Origin of the sequence: Plantactinospora sp. BC1, from assembly GCF_003030345.1 — a bacterium.
Taxonomy (GTDB): domain Bacteria; phylum Actinomycetota; class Actinomycetes; order Mycobacteriales; family Micromonosporaceae; genus Plantactinospora.
On the sequence record NZ_CP028158.1, the window covers coordinates 3,176,171 to 3,194,639 of the forward strand.

The 18,469-nt window shown below is 71.9% G+C and carries 17 protein-coding genes; 6 read left to right on the forward strand and 11 right to left on the reverse strand.

All coding sequences use genetic code 11. The annotated features are described in order from the left end of the window. Positions 1-21 precede the first annotated feature (21 nt). From ftsX to pruA, 6 genes are all read right to left on the reverse strand, one after another. The gene (ftsX, locus tag C6361_RS13655; RefSeq protein ID WP_107258057.1) at positions 22-897 is read right to left on the reverse strand and encodes a permease-like cell division protein FtsX; all 876 of its coding nucleotides are present in this window, start codon (positions 895-897) and stop codon (positions 22-24) included. A gap of 100 nt (positions 898-997) precedes the next feature. Further along, positions 998-1,678, reverse strand: coding sequence for a cell division ATP-binding protein FtsE (gene ftsE / locus C6361_RS13660; RefSeq protein WP_101369892.1), 681 nt, complete (start codon positions 1,676-1,678; stop codon positions 998-1,000). 164 nt (positions 1,679-1,842) lie between these two features. Continuing rightward, complete coding sequence (gene prfB / locus C6361_RS13665; RefSeq protein WP_107258056.1) at positions 1,843-2,964, reverse strand: peptide chain release factor 2; 1,122 nt, start codon at positions 2,962-2,964, stop codon at positions 1,843-1,845. 109 nt (positions 2,965-3,073) lie between these two features. Further along, positions 3,074-3,586, reverse strand: coding sequence for a PadR family transcriptional regulator (locus tag C6361_RS13670; protein ID WP_107258055.1), 513 nt, complete (start codon positions 3,584-3,586; stop codon positions 3,074-3,076). Positions 3,587-3,927: 341 nt separating this feature from the next. Continuing rightward, the gene (locus tag C6361_RS13675) at positions 3,928-5,343 is read right to left on the reverse strand and encodes a serine/threonine-protein kinase (RefSeq protein WP_159079319.1); all 1,416 of its coding nucleotides are present in this window, start codon (positions 5,341-5,343) and stop codon (positions 3,928-3,930) included. A gap of 158 nt (positions 5,344-5,501) precedes the next feature. Continuing rightward, positions 5,502-7,130, reverse strand: coding sequence for an L-glutamate gamma-semialdehyde dehydrogenase (gene pruA, locus C6361_RS13680; protein WP_107270934.1), 1,629 nt, complete (start codon positions 7,128-7,130; stop codon positions 5,502-5,504). A 407-nt stretch (positions 7,131-7,537) separates the two neighbouring features. On the opposite strand from pruA, the gene C6361_RS13685 reads away from it, so the two are divergent. Continuing rightward, the gene (locus C6361_RS13685) at positions 7,538-8,752 is read left to right on the forward strand and encodes a hypothetical protein (protein WP_199853344.1); all 1,215 of its coding nucleotides are present in this window, start codon (positions 7,538-7,540) and stop codon (positions 8,750-8,752) included. Positions 8,753-8,880: 128 nt separating this feature from the next. Next, positions 8,881-9,186, forward strand: a complete 306-nt coding sequence (locus tag C6361_RS13690) for a hypothetical protein (protein ID WP_107258053.1) — start codon at positions 8,881-8,883, stop codon at positions 9,184-9,186. A gap of 47 nt (positions 9,187-9,233) precedes the next feature. Here C6361_RS13690 and C6361_RS13695 read toward each other — a convergent pair whose 3' ends face one another. Both C6361_RS13695 and C6361_RS13700 read right to left on the reverse strand, forming a co-directional pair. Then, positions 9,234-9,746: a hypothetical protein gene (locus C6361_RS13695; RefSeq protein WP_107267984.1), complete on the reverse strand. Its 513-nt coding sequence runs from the start codon at positions 9,744-9,746 to the stop codon at positions 9,234-9,236. A gap of 159 nt (positions 9,747-9,905) precedes the next feature. After that, complete coding sequence (locus tag C6361_RS13700; protein WP_107267985.1) at positions 9,906-10,379, reverse strand: rhodanese-like domain-containing protein; 474 nt, start codon at positions 10,377-10,379, stop codon at positions 9,906-9,908. 92 nt (positions 10,380-10,471) lie between these two features. On the opposite strand from C6361_RS13700, the gene C6361_RS13705 reads away from it, so the two are divergent. From C6361_RS13705 to C6361_RS39200, 3 genes are all read left to right on the forward strand, one after another. Next, positions 10,472-10,954, forward strand: a complete 483-nt coding sequence (locus C6361_RS13705) for an Lrp/AsnC family transcriptional regulator (protein WP_107267986.1) — start codon at positions 10,472-10,474, stop codon at positions 10,952-10,954. A 28-nt stretch (positions 10,955-10,982) separates the two neighbouring features. After that, positions 10,983-11,210: an AlpA family transcriptional regulator gene (locus C6361_RS13710; RefSeq protein WP_107267987.1), complete on the forward strand. Its 228-nt coding sequence runs from the start codon at positions 10,983-10,985 to the stop codon at positions 11,208-11,210. 707 nt (positions 11,211-11,917) lie between these two features. Beyond that, positions 11,918-12,271 carry an Rv3235 family protein gene (locus C6361_RS39200; RefSeq protein ID WP_369931386.1) on the forward strand — a complete coding sequence of 118 codons (354 nt, stop codon included), beginning with the start codon at positions 11,918-11,920 and terminating at the stop codon, positions 12,269-12,271. Positions 12,272-12,416: 145 nt separating this feature from the next. Here C6361_RS39200 and secA read toward each other — a convergent pair whose 3' ends face one another. After that, on the reverse strand, positions 12,417-15,275 hold the full coding sequence (secA, locus tag C6361_RS13720) for a preprotein translocase subunit SecA (protein ID WP_107258048.1): 2,859 nt from the start codon (positions 15,273-15,275) through the stop codon (positions 12,417-12,419). Between the two features lie 171 nt (positions 15,276-15,446). Between secA and C6361_RS13725 the strand changes: the two genes are divergently transcribed. Next, a complete protein-coding gene (locus tag C6361_RS13725; RefSeq protein ID WP_107267988.1) occupies positions 15,447-16,679 on the forward strand; it encodes a GNAT family N-acetyltransferase in 1,233 nt (410 codons plus the stop codon). 100 nt (positions 16,680-16,779) lie between these two features. On the opposite strand, the gene hpf is transcribed toward C6361_RS13725, so the two are convergent. Continuing rightward, complete coding sequence (gene hpf / locus C6361_RS13730) at positions 16,780-17,436, reverse strand: ribosome hibernation-promoting factor, HPF/YfiA family (RefSeq protein WP_107258046.1); 657 nt, start codon at positions 17,434-17,436, stop codon at positions 16,780-16,782. Positions 17,437-17,755: 319 nt separating this feature from the next. Further along, positions 17,756-18,466, reverse strand: coding sequence for a ComF family protein (locus tag C6361_RS13735; protein WP_199853480.1), 711 nt, complete (start codon positions 18,464-18,466; stop codon positions 17,756-17,758). Positions 18,467-18,469: the final 3 nt, after the last annotated feature.

Sequence of the window (18,469 nt, forward strand, 5' to 3'; positions counted from 1 at the left end):
CGCCGCCGCGGCGGCGGAGGGCTAGACCCTCAGGTAGAACCGGAGCGTCACCCAGGCGGTGACGGCACTGACCAGACCACCGACCCCGGCCATGAACGGGAACATCAGCAGCACCGTGCTCCACTCGATCGGTGTGAGCAGGTCGGTCAGGTCCCGCAGCGACCCGTCGAGCAGGAAGATCTTGCCCAGTACGAGTGCGCCGAACCCGATGATCGCGCCGAGCAGGCCGGCCACCACGGCCTCCAGCACGAACGGCGCCTGGATGAACCAGTTCGAGGCACCGACCAGCTTCATCACCGCGACCTCACGGCGCTTGCTGTAGGCGGCCACCTGGATCGTGTTCGCGACCAGCAGCAGCGCGGCGATCGCCATCACCGAGGCGGAGACCAGTGCCATGTTCTGGATCGCGTTGAGGATGTTGAAGATCTGTTCGAGCAGCCGACGCTGGTCGATGATGTCGTCGATCCCCTCGCGGTCCTTGTAGTTGTCGAGGATCTGCTCGTACTGCTCAGGGTTGACCAGGTTGACCCGGAACGACTCGGGAAGCTTCTCCGCCTGCACCGCCTCGACCAGGTCGGGCGAGTCCGCGAAGAGCTTCCTGAACCGCTCGTAGGCCTCCTGCTTGGACTCGTACTTGACCTCCCGGACGAGCGGGTCGCCCTCCAGGGCGGTCTGCAACTCGGTACGCTGCGCCTCGGTCACCCCGGCATCGAGGAAGATCGACACCTCGATGTCCTTGTAGTACGCGTCTTTCATGGCGTCGACCTGGAGGTACATCAGGCCGCTGGCGCCGAGCATGGTGAGTGAGACCGCCATCGTGATGATCATCGCGATGGTCATGGTCACGTTGCGCCACAGCCCGACCAACACCTCGGACAGGACGTATTTCAAGCGCATCGGGGGTTCCTTCCGGATCTCCGCAGGGGTCGTTCATCGTCGATTCAGGGCCGGTGCCGGGCGGGACGGGGGGCTGGTCCGCCCGGGCGGCGGGGCACGGTCAGCCGTAGACGCCCCGGGCCTGGTCACGCACGATGCGACCACTCTCGATCTCGATGACGCGACGACGCATCTGGTTGACGATGTTGGAGTCGTGGGTGACCATCACGACCGTGGTACCGGTGCGGTTGATCCGGTCCAGCAGGCGCATGATCTCGATCGAGGTGTCCGGGTCGAGGTTTCCGGTGGGCTCGTCGGCCAGCAGGATCAGCGGCCGGTTGACGAAGGCCCGCGCCACCGCGACACGCTGCTGCTCACCGCCGGAGAGCTCGTGCGGGTACCGGTGCTCCTTGCCACCGAGCCCGACCAGTTCCAGCACCTCGGGCACGACCCGGCGGGCGACCGCCTTGGTCTTGCCGATGACCTCCAGGGCGAACGCGACGTTCTCGTACGCCGTGCGGTTGGGCAGCAGCCGGAAGTCCTGGAAGACGCAGCCGATCGAGCGCCGGAAGTTCGGGATCTTCCAGGAGCGCATCGAGGTGACGTCCTTGTTGTTGACCATCACCCGACCCTTGTTCGGGGTCACCTCGTGCAGCAGCAGCTTGATGATTGTCGACTTGCCGGAACCGGAGGGACCGATGAAGAAGACGAACTCACCCTTCTCGATCGAGACCGACACGCTGTCGAGCGACGGCCGGGACGCCTTCGGGTACGTCTTCGTCACTTGCTCAAGCTGAATCACGGGTGGTGAGTCTACGCGTCGTAACGAAAAGGCCAAGCCCGGAGCCCGGCCTGTCCGGGCGACATTTATCGTGAAACTGCACTGCGTCCGGCGTTCCTCACGCCCTGCACATGGAAACGATCACCGATGTCGACGCACCGCAGCGACGCGGACGCGAGCCGTGTTCACGCGGCGTCACCGGCGAGCTGCCGCTGCTTGCGCCAACGGATGCCTGCCTCGATAAATCCGTCCAAATCACCGTCGAACACCGATGCCGGGTTGCCCGTCTCCTGCTCGGTACGCAGATCCTTCACCATCTGATACGGGTGCAGGACGTACGAGCGCATCTGGTCGCCCCACGACCCGGCGGCGTCGGTCTTCAGGCCCTCCAGTTTGGCCTGCTCCTCCTGGCGCTTGCGCTCCAGCAGCCGGGCCTGGAGCACGCGCAGCGCGGACGCCTTGTTCTGGAGTTGGGACTTCTCGTTCTGGCAGGTGACGACGATCCCGGTCGGGATGTGTGTGATCCGCACCGCCGAGTCGGTGGTGTTCACGCTCTGCCCACCCGGCCCCGACGAACGGTAGACGTCGACCCGCAGCTCGTTTTCCGGAATGTCGATATGGTCGGTCTGTTCGGTGACCGGCAGCACCTCGACCCCGGCGAAGCTGGTCTGCCGGCGTCCCTGGTTGTCGAAGGGACTGATCCGGACCAGCCGGTGCGTGCCGGCCTCGACACTGAGCGTGCCGTACGCGTAGGGGACCTTGACCGCGAAGGTGGCCGACTTCAGGCCCGCCTCCTCGGCGTACGACGTCTCGTAGACCTCGGTCGGATAGCCGTGCCGCTCGGCCCAGCGCAGGTACATCCGGAGCAGCATCTCCGCGAAGTCGGCCGCGTCCACCCCGCCCGCGCCCGCCCGGATCGCGACCAGCGCCTCCCGGGAGTCGTACTCCCCGGACAGCAGGGTACGGACCTCCATCTCCTGGATGGCCTTGGTCAGCCCGCCGATCTCCGTCTCGACCTCGCCGAGCACGCCCGCGTCGGCCTCCGCCTCGGCGAGTTCCAGCAGCACCCGGGCATCGTCGAGCCGGGCACGCAGGCTCTCCAGCTTGGCGATCTCCCCGTTGACGTACGAAAGCCTGGAGGTCACCTCCTGGGCGCGGGCCTGGTCGTCCCACAGGTCCGGCGCGGAGGCCGCCTCCTCCAGCTCCGCCTTGGCCTGACGCAGGCGGTCGACATCGAGGACGGCCTCGATGTTGCGGAGAGTAGCGTCAAGATCCTTGAGTTGGTCGGCGTACTCGGCAGCGGTCACGACAGTCAAGAGTACTGGTCGTCCGCGGGACCGGGTCGCCGCCGGCAGCGAAGCGCTCCGGCGCGTCCGTCGGGCGTCGCCCGGACCGGCCCGCCGGGCCGGTGCCGACTCAGACCGGTGCGCTCTTCAGCCAGGACAGCGCCGCCTTGTGGTACGCGACCGCGAACTCCAGGGCGGCGGCACCGTACGAGTCACCGGCCTTCTTGGCGTCCCGGGCCTGCTCCCGGGCCGCCGCGAGCGCCTCGGTGTGGTACTCGTTGGCGCTGCTCATCAGGTTGCGCAGCTGGGTGGCCGAGTGCTGGGGGCCGAAGGCGACCCGGAGCGCGGTCGGGTTACGCACCGTGTCCCGCCCCGGCGTCTCGGTGAGCCAGCGGGAGAAGGTCCGCTTCCCGGCCGCCGTGATCGCGTACGGCTGACTGGACCGGGGGCCGGGCTTGCCGAGCCGGACGAGTCCCTGCTCGGCCAGGGCCGGCAACTCCCGGTAGACCTGGCTCCGGGTCATCGACCAGTACGGCGCGAGGCGCCGCTCGGCGGCGGCCATCAACTGGCCGCCTGTCATCGGTCCTTCGTGGAGCAGCCCGAGCAGGGCCGCCGCGGTGGGATTGATTGCAACATCCGCCATGGCCTCCACGCTGCCACTTTGCCGGCGCCGCGTCCAGGATTTGGCACTATCCGCTGGTCGTCGTCTCCACTGTGCACTGTTCTGGGACGACAGTCGGATGAGGACGATCGATGGATCGGGGGTCGCCGGGCACGGCGGAGCCGACGACCCGACGCGGGGCGCCGGCCCGCCGGACGCTTCCGCGCACCCCTCCGCGAGCCGCACCGCGCCACCCGCCGGAGCCGCCCGCCGGAGCCACCCGACCGAACGGTACCGAGCCGTCCGGCGGACCGCCTCGCACGGTCCCGGCGGCGCGTACATCCGGTCACGGGCAAGTGTCAATTGGGGAGGTTAGTCAACTTTCATCGCTTATGTAGGCTTTTGCCGGAAGGCCCTCGCCGGACGTCGGGCTCTGCCGACGGCACACCCCGGGCGGTACGGGTCGGCCCGGCGGCACCGGGGCTCGGCGGCGGGCTGCCGACGGGTGCCCCGGAACCCTCCGGCGCCGAGCCGGCGAGACTCGGTACGACGGGTACCCCGCCCCGGTGCCGATCGTGTGCCGTTCCGGCATCCGTCAGTACGGTGGCCAGCAGCGTCGCGGCGACGAGCGCACCGGCGCCCACCAGCGCGGCCGCCTCGGGAGGCCGGCTGCGGCGGCCACCGGTCCGCGGCACCACCGGCGGGTCGGGCCGCGGTTCGGCGCCGGCCGGGCCGGACGAGCCCTGCCCGGCGGTTCCGGAGCGGCCCGGACCGGACCCGGGCCGGCCCCGTCCGGCGGGGGCGGACCCACCCGGACCGGCAGGTGACGGGTACCCGATCCACCCGGCGGTTCCGGAGCCACCCGGACCGCTGCCCGGCACGATCGTCGGCCGGTCCGGCCGGCGGTCGACCGGTGCCCTCCCGGCCACCGGGCCGGCGCTCCGGGGCCACCAGGTGACCTGGTCGGGGGCGGGCCTGGGCAGCGCGGTCAGTCCGTCCAGCGCCGGCTCCATGCCCCGCAGCCGGGCGGCGGCCCGCACCGCGTCGGGTCGCTCGCTCGGGTCAGCCGCCAGGCAGTCCTCGATGAACTGCCAGACCACCGGAGGCAGTCCGGGCGGCGGCACCGGGCGACAGGTGCGGTGCCGGTGGAGTACCTCGGCTGGCGGCCCGCCCCGGTACGGGCTGCGCCCGCTGACCAGTTCGAAGAGCACGACGCCGAGGGCGTAGACGTCGCTGGCCGGGGTGGGCGGGCCGCCGCCGACCACCTCCGGCGCGACGTACTCGGGAGTGGCCTGGGTGTTCGGCCAGGCCGGTCCGGCACCCACCCGGCGAGCCGCGCCGAAGTCGACCAGCCGGACCAGGCCGCCGTCCGCCGGCACCACCAGGTTGCCCGGCTTCACGTCGCCGTGCACGATCCGCCGAGCGTGCAGGTAGGCCAGCGCACCGGCGAGTTGTGCCGACACCTCGGCCGCGATCGCCGGTGGGACCGGCCCGGCGCGGTGCAGCCGCCGCCGCAGGTCCTCCCCCTCGACCAGTTCCATCACCAGCGCCCGCTCCGGCCCCTGCCCGAGTACGTCGCGCGGCCGTACCAGGCAGGGGTGGTCGAGGCCGGCGACCAGCTCCGTCTCGGCGACGAACGCGGCCACCAGGTCCGGCCGGCCGGCGGCGCGCGGCCGCAGCGTCTTGACCGCCACCGGTTCGCCGCCGCGCAGGTCCACGGCCCGCCAGACCACCCCGGTCGCGCCCGAGGCGACCTCCCGGATGATTCGGTAGCGGCCGCCAAGCACGTGATCGATCACGTGTCCTCCCCTGACCCGGGTCGCCGTCCGCTCCACCGGCACCGGCCGGCGGAGCGGACGATCACCTTCCGCTGTCTGGGAGTGACGCTAGGTCGATCGGATCGGGCGGCGGGCCGGGCGCGGCCGGGCTGGCACGAACCGGGGAGGCCGGACGGGCGTCAGCCCATGTGCGGGTAACGGTGGTCGGTCGGCGGGGCGAAGGACTCCTTCACGGTGCGCGGCGACATCCACCGGGCCAGGTTGTGCCAGGAGCCGGCCTTGTCGTTGGTACCGCTCGCCCGGGCACCGCCGAAGGGCTGCTGCCCGACCACCGCACCGGTCGGCTTGTCGTTGATGTAGAAGTTGCCGGCCGCGTACCGCAGGGTCTCGGTGGCCCAGTCGACCACCCGACGGTCGGTGGCGAAGATCGAGCCGGTCAGGGCGTACGGGGCGACGGACTCGGCCTGCCGCACGGTCTCGGAGAAGCGGGCGTCCTCGTAGACGTGTACGCCGAGGATCGGCCCGAAGTATTCGGTGGTGAACGACTTGTGCCCCGGGTCGTCACACTCGAAGAGGGTCGGCCGGACGAACCAGCCGACCGAGTCGTCGGCGGTGCCGCCGGCCACGACCCGGCAGGCGGAGTCGCTGCCGATCATGTCGAGCGCGGCGGTGTGCCGGGCGAACGCCTTGGCGTCGATCACCGCACCGCCGAAGTTGGTGAAGTCGGCGACGTCGCCGTACGCCAGCCCGTCGGCGGTGGCGGCCAGCCGGTCCCGCAGCCCGCCCTCCCAGAGCGAGCGGGGCACGTACGCCCGGGACGCGGCCGAGCACTTCTGCCCCTGGTACTCGTACGCCCCGCGGATCAGCGCGGTGTGCAGCGCGTCCACGTCGGCGCTCGGGTGCGCGACCACGAAGTCCTTGCCACCGGTCTCGCCGACCAGCCGGGGGTAGCCGCGGTAGTTCGCGATGTTCTCCCCGACGCCCTGCCACAGCTTCTGGAAGACCTTGGTCGACCCGGTGAAGTGGATGCCGGCCAGGTCGGGGTCGGCGAGGGTCACCTCGGAGACCGCGATGCCGTCCCCGGTGACCATGTTGATCACGCCGGGCGGCAGGCCGGCCGCCTCGAAGAGCCGCATCGTGTAGTGCGCGGCGAGCTGCTGGGTCGGTGCCGGCTTCCAGACCACCGTGTTGCCGACCAGCGCGGGCGCGGCGGGCAGGTTGGCGGCGATCGCGGTGAAGTTGAACGGCGTGACGGCGTAGACGAAGCCCTCCAGCGGCCGGTGGTCGAACCGGTTCCACACCCCGCTCGACGAGAGCGGCTGCTCGGCGAGGAGCTTGCGGGCGAAGGCGACGTTGAACCGCAGGAAGTCGATCAGCTCACAGGCAGAGTCGATCTCGGCCTGGATCGCCGTCTTGGACTGGCCGAGCATCGTCGCCGCGTTCAGGGTGTCCCGCCAGGGTCCGGCGAGCATGTCGGCGGCCCGGAGGAAAACGGCGGCCCGGTCTGCAAAGGACAAATCACGCCACATCGGGGCGGCTTGCTTCGCGGCCGTCACCGCCGCCTGCGCATCCGCGTTGGTTGCGTTGTGGGTGACCCCCAGCACATGCTGGTGCCGGTGCGGCGCTACGACGTCGATCGCGGCACCCGCGCCCATCCGTTGCGCACCGCCGATGGTCATCGGCAGTTCGAGCCGTTCGGCGGCCATCTCGGCGAGCCGGCGTTGCAGGCTGGCCCGCTCGGCACTGCCGGGCGCGTAGTCGCGGACCGGCTCGTTGCGCGGCTCGGGTACGGAGAGAACGGCGTCCATGGGATTCTCCTGGGCGATCTCGACAGCGACGGCGAAACCGGACCCGCTGGTGCCGACCGGTGGGCCGGGCACCTCGACCCCGTGCCCCGGGAGATGCCGGGAGTACGGGGGCGGGACCTGCGCCAATCCTTGCATGGTTGCCGCTGCCGGCCGGCTCGGCGGGGCACGCCCGTGGAGGCGGCCGCGGTCGATCGCCACCCGTCGGGTACTTCCCGGTCACCGGGGCGGCCAGCACCGGCCGGCCGGTCGACGCCACCCGTCGCAGAGATGCGGTGCGGTCCGTCCGTACCGGCACCGGGCCAGCGCCCCGAGCGGCCCGCGTACGCTGAGGAATCGGCGGCCGGGCCGGACCACCGCAGCCTCCCGTCGCCGCCGCGCCACCGCGCCGGCCATCCGCTGAAGGGGAGATGATGACGAAAGAGTCCGGCACGACCGCGACCCCGGCCCCCGACCAACCGGTCGAGCCGGAGGCGCCGGTGACGGCCGCCCCGCCCCCGGTGCCGGCGCCCGGCGCGCTCGTCCTCGCGGTACTGGCACTGGGCTGGCTGGCCGCGATGCTCTGGTCGGCCAGGGCCGAGATCTCCTCGGCCGGGCTCAGCTCGATGGCGACCGTCCAGACGGCGTACGCACTGCCCGGACTGGTCTCGGCAAGCCTGCTCGGCGGGGCCGCGGTAAGCCTCGTCCTGGGCAACCTGATGACCCGGCTCGGAATCTGGCGCAGCACCCCCCGGTTCGCCGTGTCGCTGGCCATCGGCGTCTCCGTCGGGTTCCTCGCCGCGCTGGTGGTCACCCTCAGCTACGGCGACGGTTCGGCGATCATGGTCCTCGCCGGCACCGTCGCGGCGGCCGCCACGGTGGGCGCCATCGTCGGCGGGCTGCGCAACACGCTGGTGGTGGCCGCCATCGTCGCCGCCGGGCTGGCCGTCTTCGCGGTCGGCTACGCACTGAACTACGTCAAGGACCCGTTGCTCGACCTCTACGGTTTCGGCGACACCGAGGTGTCGCAGCTCACCGCGTACCGCTGGTTCAACCGGACCGTCTCGCTGGCCAGCGGCCTGGCCGCCGGTCTGCTGGTGTTCGGCTACCTCCGGACGGCCGGACGACGGGCCGTCGAGCGGGTCACCGGCACCGGGCCGCAGCTGCGCTGGCCGGCGTACCTGATCACGGGTGCCGGGCCGGGTCTGCTGCTGCTCACCACGGAGATCCTCATCCGGACCGCCGGGGCGGAGGTGATCCGGCTGGCCGGCGCGATCAGCGACGCCGACCAGATCGTGCAGGCCGACCTCGGCCGCTCCCGGATCAACCACCTGCTGCTGGTGCTCTTCGTCGGCGCACTCACCGCGCTGATCGCCTTCGGCCGGACGCTCCGGCCGGCCGAGGAGTCGGCCGGGACGCCGTCCGGCCCCGACGACTCCGACCGGGGCGGTGCCGAGGGCGCCGGGCCGACGGAGATGGTCGACGACCCGGCCGAGGACCCGACCGCCGAAGATCTCGCCGCCGAGGATCAGACCGCCGAGGCCGCCGAGCCGTCCGCCGAGGGCGAGGAGAGCCCGCGCAGCGACGGGGACGACGACCACCAGCCGGCGGAGCGCCCCGAACCGGTCGCCAAGGCCGGTCGCTGAGCGCAGCCCGCATCCCGGTACGCGCCGCATTCCGGTACACGCCGCACGCCGACCGCCCTCGCGCCGACCGCCCTCGCGCCGGGCGGCCGGGGCCACCGGTCCGAAGCGGCGGGACATAGACTGGCATCATGGTCAACATCCTCAGAACGGCCGCCGCCACCCTCGTCGCGGCAGGGCTCGCGCTCGCCCTGGCCGGCTGTGCGGACGACGCCCCCGACCGGGACGACGTGGTGGCGAAGGTCCGCACCGACCCGCGGATGGCGGGTACCTCCGAAAAGGCGATCAACTGCCTGGCCGACTGGTACATGGAGAACGCGACGGTGGAGCAGCGCGAGGCGTACGTGGCGGGCGAGAAGAGTACGAACCCGGACGAGATCGCGGCGGTCGACGGCGCCGTGCTCAACTGCCTCAGGATGGCGGCCGGAACGCCCTGAACCGCCGTACCCGGGCCACGGACTCCGGGTCGCAGGTCCTGGCTGGGTCAGCCGATCGCGCCGGAGAGCGCGTCCAACTCGGAGGGGTCGTACCACTCCAGTTCGTGGTCCTCGGCGCCGTCCACGGTGAACTGCGCGTCCGGGTCGCCGGCCAGGGCCTGTTCGACCACCTCGACCGCCGCCTGCACGTCGTCCGTCGCCTCGGCACCGTCCAGATGGATGGCGGCGACCGAGCCGATGCCGATCCGCCCGCCCAGCCGTACGGTGCTGGAGCCGAGTTCGGGATCGGGCCGGGTGACGGTCCCCGGGGGCAGATCGACGGCGACGACGACCCGGCGCCGGGGCGCCTGCGGATCGGCCTTGAGCAGCCGCAACGCCTCCTGCGCGGCTCGGGTGAAGGCGACGTACTCCAGCTCCTCCTCGTCGCCCTCGGCGTACCACTCGCGCAGTTCGGGGGTGACGGCGTGCCCCTGGGCCGCCATGATCCAGCCCTCCTGGCGCAGTTCGGCGAGGATCGGCAGGGTGGCCGGGACGTACACCCGGACGAGCTGCTCTGTCACCGTAGGTCTCCCCCGCTCGACGCCGACCCGCGACGGTGCCCGGTCCGGGCCACGGCGTCGCGCCACTCACCCGCGACGGTAGTACACCGGGGGCGGGCCGAGCGGCAGCGGACCCGGGACCACGCGGCGGTCGCACCGCCGCCGACGGCACCCGAGCGGTCAGCGGGGCACCGCCGCCGGCCGCACCGGGGCGGTCAGCGGGTCGACGGCCCGGGTCACCAGGTCGGCCTCGGCGACCCGGATCGGGAAGCCCTCCCGGATCCAGTACTCGATGCCGCCGATCATCTCCTTCACCCGGTAGCCCCGGCTGGCCAGCGCGAGCGCCGCCTTCGTCGCGCCGTCGCAGCCGGGCCCCCAGCAGTAGGTGACCACCGGGACGTCCGGGTCGAGCAGCCGGGCGGCGCGCATCGGGATCATCCGGGTGGGCAGGTGGATCGCGCCGGGGATGTGCCCCTGCCGCCAGGCAGCCAGGTCCCGGGTGTCGACCAGGGCGAAGCCGGGGTCGCCGGTGTCGAGCGCGGCGTGCACGTCGGAGACGTCCGTCTGCACCGCGAGCTTGCCGGCGAACCAGGCGGCGGCTCGGTCGGGCGCGGCCGGCGGCACCGCCAGCACCGGGTTCGAGGTCGTGGTCATGCCGAAACGGTACGGCCGCAGCCTCCCCGCCAGAAGGCAGATTCCCCGGCGCCGGGCTGGAATCGCCACCAAAACGACGGTATCGTGCGCTCGTGACCGGCGATTCCCCGAGACTCGACGCGACCGACTGGCGAATCCTCGCGGAACTCCAACGGGACGGCCGGGCCAGCTTCGCCGAGCTCGCCCGGCTGGTGTCGATGTCGCCGAGCGCGGTCACCGAACGGGTACGCCGACTCGAAGAGGCCGGGGTGGTCGCCGGCTACCGCGCCGTGCTGGTGCCGGAGCGGATCGGCCTGCACATCCTCGCCTTCGTCCGGCTCCGCTATCCGACCGGCAACTACCGCCCCTTCCACGCGCTGCTCGACAGCACCCCGGAGATCGTGGAGGCGCACCACGTGACCGGGGAGGACTGCTTCGTACTCAAGGTCGTCGCCCGGTCGATGGGCCACCTGGAGCAGGTGGCGGGCCGGATCGCCGGGCTCGGTGCGGTGACCACCAGCGTGGTCTATTCCAGCCCGCTACCCGGGCGGGACCTGACGGTGGAGGCGACGAGGCCGCAGTCGATGGCAAACTAAGGCAGCCACCGACTACCGGGAGTTCTCTGTGGAACCCAGGTTCCTGCTCTTGTCCGACGTCGCCGCCGAGCTGAACGTCTCGGACTCGCAGGTCTACCACATGGTGCGCAGCGGCGAACTGCCGGCGATCAAGATCGGCGGCCGGGGGCAGTGGCGGGTGGAGCGGGCCCGCCTGGAGGAGTACATCGCACGCAAGTACGCCGAGACCGCCGAGTGGGTGGCCGGCAACCCGCTGGTGGAGCGCCTGCCCGAGTAGGCCCCGGGACACCTCCCGGGCGGTGTCGGACCGTCCGGGTACCGTCCACTCCGGCTCGGCCAGCGTCTCCTTCCACCTCACCCCCGTGCCCCGGCGGCGTACCGCGAACCCGAGGGCACGGGTCTGGCGGAGCTCTGTCCCGAGGACGGGCGGGCCGCCGTCTCCGGGGCCGGGTCAAGGAGCTACCCGACGACGCGCCGATCGGATTCGAGTCATTGACGGCGGCGAGTGGATCGGTTAGAAATTAGCCCGTCGGAGGCAAACGAAAGCAAACGCAAGATTAAGGAAGGAGTGAAATGCCCGTCGCCCGCACCCGGCCGCCTCGCCGGCCCACCGTGCGCCTGCGCCCCGTACCGCCCCTTGATCCGCCCTTCGACGACGAACGTGTCCCGGAGACCTGGGTCGACCTGACACCACCGCCCCGAGCCGTCCCGCCCGCGGTCGAACGGTTCCGGCCGGCGGCGACCGAGAGTCGGCGCCCGGGCCGGATCGGCCACCCGCTCGCCGTGCCGACGACCTCGTCCCGACCCACCGCCCCGGTGAGCACGCCCGTTCCGCACCCTCACCCGGCCGGCCTGCGGGCGGCCGCTCCGACGCACCAGGGCAGGGTCGGCAGGGCTCGCCCGGCCCCGGACCCCGCCCGGGCAGCCGCCTCCGACGGTCCAGGTGCCGCCGGGACGACCACCCCACCACCGGTCCCGGAGGCGGTGGCCGGCGCGACCCCCGAGGCGAAGCGGGCGGCGAAGCGGTTCCTGGACACCTGCCTGGAGATCGTCAACGGCTACCGACCGGCCGGGCACGTGCGCGCGCTGGCCAGCCCCACCGACGCGGCCGGCATGGTCGCGCAACTCGCCTCCGCCACGGGCCGGGTCTCCGGCCGGCGCCGGCCCGGACAACCGGTCCGCACCGTGCGGCTGCGCCGGCTGAGGGTCTGTGAACCCCGGCCCGGAGTCGTCGAGGCGGCCGCCGCGGTCGGGGTCGCCGGGCGTACCTGGGCGATGGCGTTCCGGATCGAGCGGCGCCGGGGAAGCTGGGTCGGTACCTCGGTGGCCCTGCTCTGACCGGCCGCGGCCGCCGCGCTCGGTCGGGCCCGGCCGGCGCACCTCCCGCCGGACCGTCCAAGCCACCGGTGCCGTGCCTGACACAGCGGTGCCCCCGACCGCCGAGCGACGGTCGGGGGCATCGGACGATCAGGCGCGTGGGCGATCAGGCGCCGCCGGGCGCTCCATGGCAGCGCTTGTACTTCCGGCCCGACCCACAGGGGCAGGGCGCGTTCCGGGACGGGGCGTTGGCGCCGACCGTCTGGCCCTGAGCGGGCCGGCGGGACGCCGCGGGCGGGGGCGGGCCGCCCACACCGAGCGCCGGTGCCTGCGGACGCTCGACCGCCACCCCGCCGGTCGCCGGAGCCTCGCCGTCGATGGTCGGTGCGGAGTACTGGAGACCCTGGGTCCGGGGTGCCCGGCCCAGGCCCTTGGCCCGGATCTCCACGGGCGAGTCCGTCGGCACCTGCATCGGGGCCGGCCCGGCGTCGGCCTCGGCCGGAGCCGGCTTCGCCTCCTCGACCTGGACCTCCAGGTTGTAGAGGAAGCCGACCGTCTCCTCCTTGATCCCGTCCATCATCGTGGCGAACATGTCGAAGCCCTCGCGCTGGTATTCCACCACCGGGTCACGCTGGGCGTAGGCCCGCAGGCTGATGCCCTCCTGGAGGTAGTCCATCTCGTAGAGGTGCTCGCGCCACTTGCGGTCGATGACCTGGAGCAGCACCATCCGCTCCAACTGCCGCATCGCCTCGCTGCCGAGTTCCTCCTCGCGCCGCTGGTACGCCGCGAAGGCGTCCTGCTTGAGCTGCTCGAGCAGGAAGTCGGCGTCCAGGCTGGTCCGCTCGCCGCCGGACTCCTCGACGATGTCGTCGATGGTGACACCGATCGGGTAGAGCTGCTTGAGGCTGGCCCAGAGCTGGTCGAGATCCCAGTCCTCGGCGTAGCCGTCCGAGGTCGCGCCGGTGACGTACGCGGTGACCACGTCGTCGATCATGTGCCTGATCTGGTCGTTCAGGTCCTCGCCGTCGAGCACCCGCTTGCGCTCGGCGTAGACCACCTGGCGCTGCTTGTTCATCACCTCGTCGTACTTGAGGACGTTCTTGCGGATCTCGGCGTTCTGGCCCTCGATCTGGGCCTGGGCGCTCTTGATCTGCCGGGTCACCATCTTGGACTCGATGGGGACGTCCTCCGGGATGTTGAACCGCTCCATCACGGCCTCGACCGCGCCGGCCCGGAACCGCTTCATCAGCTCGTCCTGGAGCGAGAGGTAGAACCGGGACTCGCCGGGGTCACCCTGCCGGCCGGACCGACCGCGTAGCTGGTTGTCGATCCGCCGCGACTCGTGCCGTTCGGTGCCGAGGACGTAGAGGCCGCCGACCGAGGAGACCTCCTCGGCCTCGGCGTCGCAGGCCTCCTTCCAGCGCGGAAGGATCTCTTCGAGCGCCTTGGCGTAGTCGTCGCCGTGCTCGACCGGGTCCAGGCCGCGCTGCCGCAGCTCGGTGTTGGCCAGGTATTCCGGGTTGCCGCCGAGCAGGATGTCGGTACCCCGGCCGGCCATGTTGGTGGCCACCGTGACTCCGCCCTTGCGCCCGGCCTGGGCGATGATCTCCGCCTCCTTGGCGTGGAACTTCGCGTTCAGGACGGCGTGCGGGATGCCCCGGCGGCGCAGGAGCTGGGAGAGCACCTCGGAGTTCTCCACCGAGACCGTGCCGACCAGCACCGGCTGGCCGAGGGCGTGCCGCTCGGCGATGTCCTCGACGACCGCGTTGAACTTGGCCCGCTCGGTCTTGTAGATCACGTCGGGCCGGTCGATCCGGACCATCGGGCGGTGCGTCGGGATGGTGACCACGCCGACCTTGTAGACCTTGTTGAACTCGCCCGCCTCGGTCTGGGCGGTACCGGTCATGCCGGAGAGCTTGTTGTAGAGCCGGAAGTAGTTCTGCAGGGTGATCGTGGCAAGAGTCTGGTTCTCCTGCTTGATCTCCACGCCTTCCTTGGCCTCGATCGCCTGGTGCATGCCCTCGTTGTAGCGGCGGCCGTGCAGGATCCGGCCGGTGAACTCGTCGACGATCAGGACCTCGCCCTCGTTGACGATGTAGTCCTTGTCGCGCTTGTAGAGCTCCTTGGCCTTGATCGCGTTGTTCAGGTAGCCGACCAGCGGGGTGTTCACCGACTCGTAGAGGTTGTCGATGCCGAGCCGGTCCTCCACCTTGGCGACGCCGCGCTCGGTCACCGCGATGGTCCGCTTGGCGTAGTCGACCTCGTAGTCGCCCTCGCCGTCCTTGCCGGGCTGGAGCCGGGCCACCACCCCGGCGAACTCCGAGTACCACCGGGCGGAGTGCTCGGCCGGGCCGGAGATGATCAGCGGGGTCCGGGCCTCGTCGATCAGGATCGAGTCGACCTCGTCGACGATCGCGAAGTTGTGCCCGCGCTGGACCAGGTCCTCCTTGCTCCAGGCCATGTTGTCCCGGAGGTAGTCGAACCCGAACTCGTTGTTGGTGCCGTAGGTGATGTCGGCCTCGTACGCGGCCCGGTGCTCGGCGGCCGGCCGGTTCGGCAGGATCACCCCGACGGTCAGGCCGAGGAACTCGTGCACCCGGCCCATCCAGGCCGCGTCCCGCTCGGCGAGGTAGTCGTTCACCGTGACGATGTGCACGCCCTTGCCGGAGAGCGCGTTGAGGTAGGCCGGCAGCACCGAGGTCAGGGTCTTGCCCTCACCGGTCTTCATCTCGGCGATGTTGCCGAAGTGCAGGGCCGCGCCGCCCATGATCTGCACGTCGTAGTGCCGCTGGCCGAGCACCCGCGACGCCGCCTCGCGCACCGTGGCGAACGCCTCGGGCAGCAGGTCGTCGAGGGTCTCGCCGTCGGCCAGCCGCTCCCGGAACTGGTCGGTGAGCGCCCGCAGCTCCTCGTCGGTGAGGTTGACGTAGTCGTCCTCGATCGAGTTGACGGCGTTGGCGATCGCCTTGAGGCGGCGCACCATGCGCCCCTCGCCCGCGCGTAGGACCTTTTCCAGAATCGACACGGATCAACGCTCCCCTAGACAGTCTGCCGAACCATCGTAGGCGCATCACCGGCCCGATCGTCAGTCGCGCCGCCCCTCCCGTTCAGCGAACCGGACATTCTGTCCGATAGTAGCCTTGAGGGCCGGTAAATCCGGTTACGCCCAGGGCGAACCCTCCGGCACGATGGCCCGATGAACCAGAACAGCAGGCCGGACGGGGTCGAGATCGTCGAGGCGGGGCTGCTGCTCCGGCCCTGGCGGGCCGAGGACGTCGAGGACGTACACCGGGCGTGCCAGGATCCGGCCATCCAGCGCTGGACCGCCGTGCCGAGCCCGTACCGGCTGGAGGACGCGATCGACTTCGTCACCAAGCGGGCTCCGCGGGCCTGGTCGACGGGGTCCGGAGCGCCCTTCGTCGTCCGCGACGCGGCCACCGGCGAGTTGCTCGGTTCCTGTGGGCTGATCAGCATCGACCCGGTGCTCCGCTCCGGAGAGGTCGGCTACTGGACCGCCCCCTGGGCCCGGGGCCGGGCGGTGGCGGTCCGGGCCACCCGGGCGGTGTGCCGGTGGGCCTTCGCGGAGTTGGGGCTGCGCCGGATCGTCTGGCAGGCCGAGGTCGGCAACCACGCCTCCCGGCTGGTCGCGCTCCGGGCCGGCTTCCAGGTCGACGGGCGGCTCCGGCTCGCCGACCCGCACCCGCACGGCGTCCGGGACGGCTGGGTCGGCTCGCTGCTGCCGGACGACCTGGCCGCCGCCGACCCGGACGGCACGGGACCGACCGACGGCCCGGCCGGCAAGGGCTCGCTCGAGGCCCGCCGGACCGCCGTCTTCGCCGCGCCGCAACCGGTGCTCTTCGCCCGGCCCGCCGACGGTACGGAGCTGCGGCTCCGCCCCCTGCACGAGCCCGACCTGGACGCGATCGTGCGGACCTGCCGGGACCCCGAGAGCATCCGCTGGACCACCGTGCCCGACCCGTACCAGCGCTCGGACGCGGAGTTCTTCGTGCACGAGCACGGCCCGACGGTGTGGCGACGGGGTACCGGCGCGGTCTTCGCCATCGTCGACGAGTCCGACCGGTACGCCGGGGTGGTGGAGCTGCGGATCTCCCCGAGCGATCCGCTCGTCGCCGACCTGGGTTTCGTCGTCTCGCCGTGGGCACGCGGCCGGGGCTACTGCCCGGCGGCGGTCGCGGCCGTCTGCGTCTGGGGCTTCACCGCCCTGAACCTGGCCCGGATCGAGTGGCGGGCCAACACGGGCAACACCGCCTCGCGCCGGGTAGCGGAGAAGGCCGGCTTCACCTTCGAGGGCACCGCGCGGCACGCCCTCAACCACCGGGGCAACCGGGTCGACGCCTGGGTCGGCGCGCTGCTTCCCGGCGATCTCGGGCTGCCGGCGGACCCCGGCCGGACCGGAGCCGACGACTGACCGCCGCGCGCCGGTCCCCTGCGGTGAACGCCGGCACCGGCGGTCGTGGGTGCGGCACCGGCCCCGGGCGCCTGCCCGGGGCCGGTGGAACATCGTGGAATCAGGTGGTGGCCAGGGCGATGATGCCGTAGTCGTAGCCCTTGCGCCGGTAGACGACGCTGGGGCGGCCGGACTCCTTGTCCAGGAACAGGTAGAAGTCGTGGCCGACGAGTTCCATCTGGAACAGCGCGTCGTCGACCGTCATCGGCTCGGCCGGGTGCAGCTTCTCCCGGGCGATGTGCCAGGGCTGCGCGTCGTCGTACTCGTCGAACTCCGGCTCGGCGGTCGCACGGCCGTTGCCGTTCGACTTCGCCGGTGCGGGGGCGGTGAGGGTGGCCAGCGCCGAGTCGCTGGCATCGACGACCGGCAGCCGGGCGGTGGCGGCGGCGACGGAGACCGGGGCGTGCCGGCCACGGTGTACGCGGCGGCGGTCGGCGGCCCGACGCAGTCTCGTGTCAAGTTTCGAGATCGCCGCGTCGAGGGCACTGTAGAAGTCCTTCGCGCACGCCTCCGCACGGACCACGGGTCCGCGGGAGATGCAGGTAATCTCTATTCGCTGGCAGTGATCGGACTGTCGCGGATTGCGTTCGTGAAAGAGTTCCACGTCGATCCGAATAAGCTTGTGGTCGTAGCGCTCGATCTTGGCGAGCTTCTCGGCTACGTGCACTCGGTAATGATCCGGCACCTCGACGTTTCGACCCTTGACCACGAGATCCATGCGTGACCTCCCTGCGCCATCGGAGAGTCTGCGGAAACAAAAATCCCGGTCAGCCCGCCCCTGGAGTTTCCATTCGGCTTGACCGGATCGGGAACAACGGCGATGCCTCCCTCCAGGTGCGTCCGCGGGGCGTTGAACACCCGTCATACCCCCGGTAAATAAGACGCTAACCCCAATCGACCCGCCAGTCACCCCGGACGGCAAGACCAATTCGAGAAGATTTGCAGGAACCGCACGACAGGGTGAATCTGGCAACACGTAGAGTGAGTATTTCTCATCTCGACCGGCGCGAGAGATGCGGCCGGCGCACACCCTCCGGTCAGCCACGCCCGCGCCGGACGGTCGCCGCCAGCACCGCCGCCGCGTACACCGGAATGCCGGCGTTCTCCAGCCGCCGGGCCACCGCCGCCAGGGTGACCCCGGTGGTCACGACGTCGTCCAGCAGCACCACCACCCGGCCGGCGGCGAGCCGGCGGACCGCGCCCGACCGCCCCTCGCGGAGCCGGAACGCGTCCCGCGCCGCCGCCGCCCGGCCGGCGCTGTCCAGCGTGGCCGAGTCGGGCCGGGGCACCGCGCGCAGCGGATGGGCCACCGCCACCGGCCAGCCGGCGGCCCGCAACCGGTCCGCGGAGTGCCGGGCCAGCCGGCGCAGATGGTCGCCGTGCCGGGCCCGTACCGCCCGCGCGGTCGCCGGCACCGGCACCAGCAGCACCGGGCGCCGCCCACCCACCGCCTCCGCCACCACCTCCGCGAGCAACCTGCCCAGCGGCCGGGCCAGGCCGTGCCGACCCCGTTCCTTGTACGACAGCAGCGACTCCCGCAACGCGCCCCGGTAGCTGCCCAGCGCCACGCAGTCCGGCAGGCCCGGCGGTGCCGGGGTGGGGCGTACCGGGGCCGGGCGCAGCGCCGCCAGGCCGGCGGAACAGGTCGCGCAGACGCCCTGGCGCAGCGGCAGCCGCTCGGCCCGGCAGCCCGCGCACTCGGCCGGCAGCACCAGGTCGGTCAGCTCGGCCCAGACCCCCGCCAGCACCAC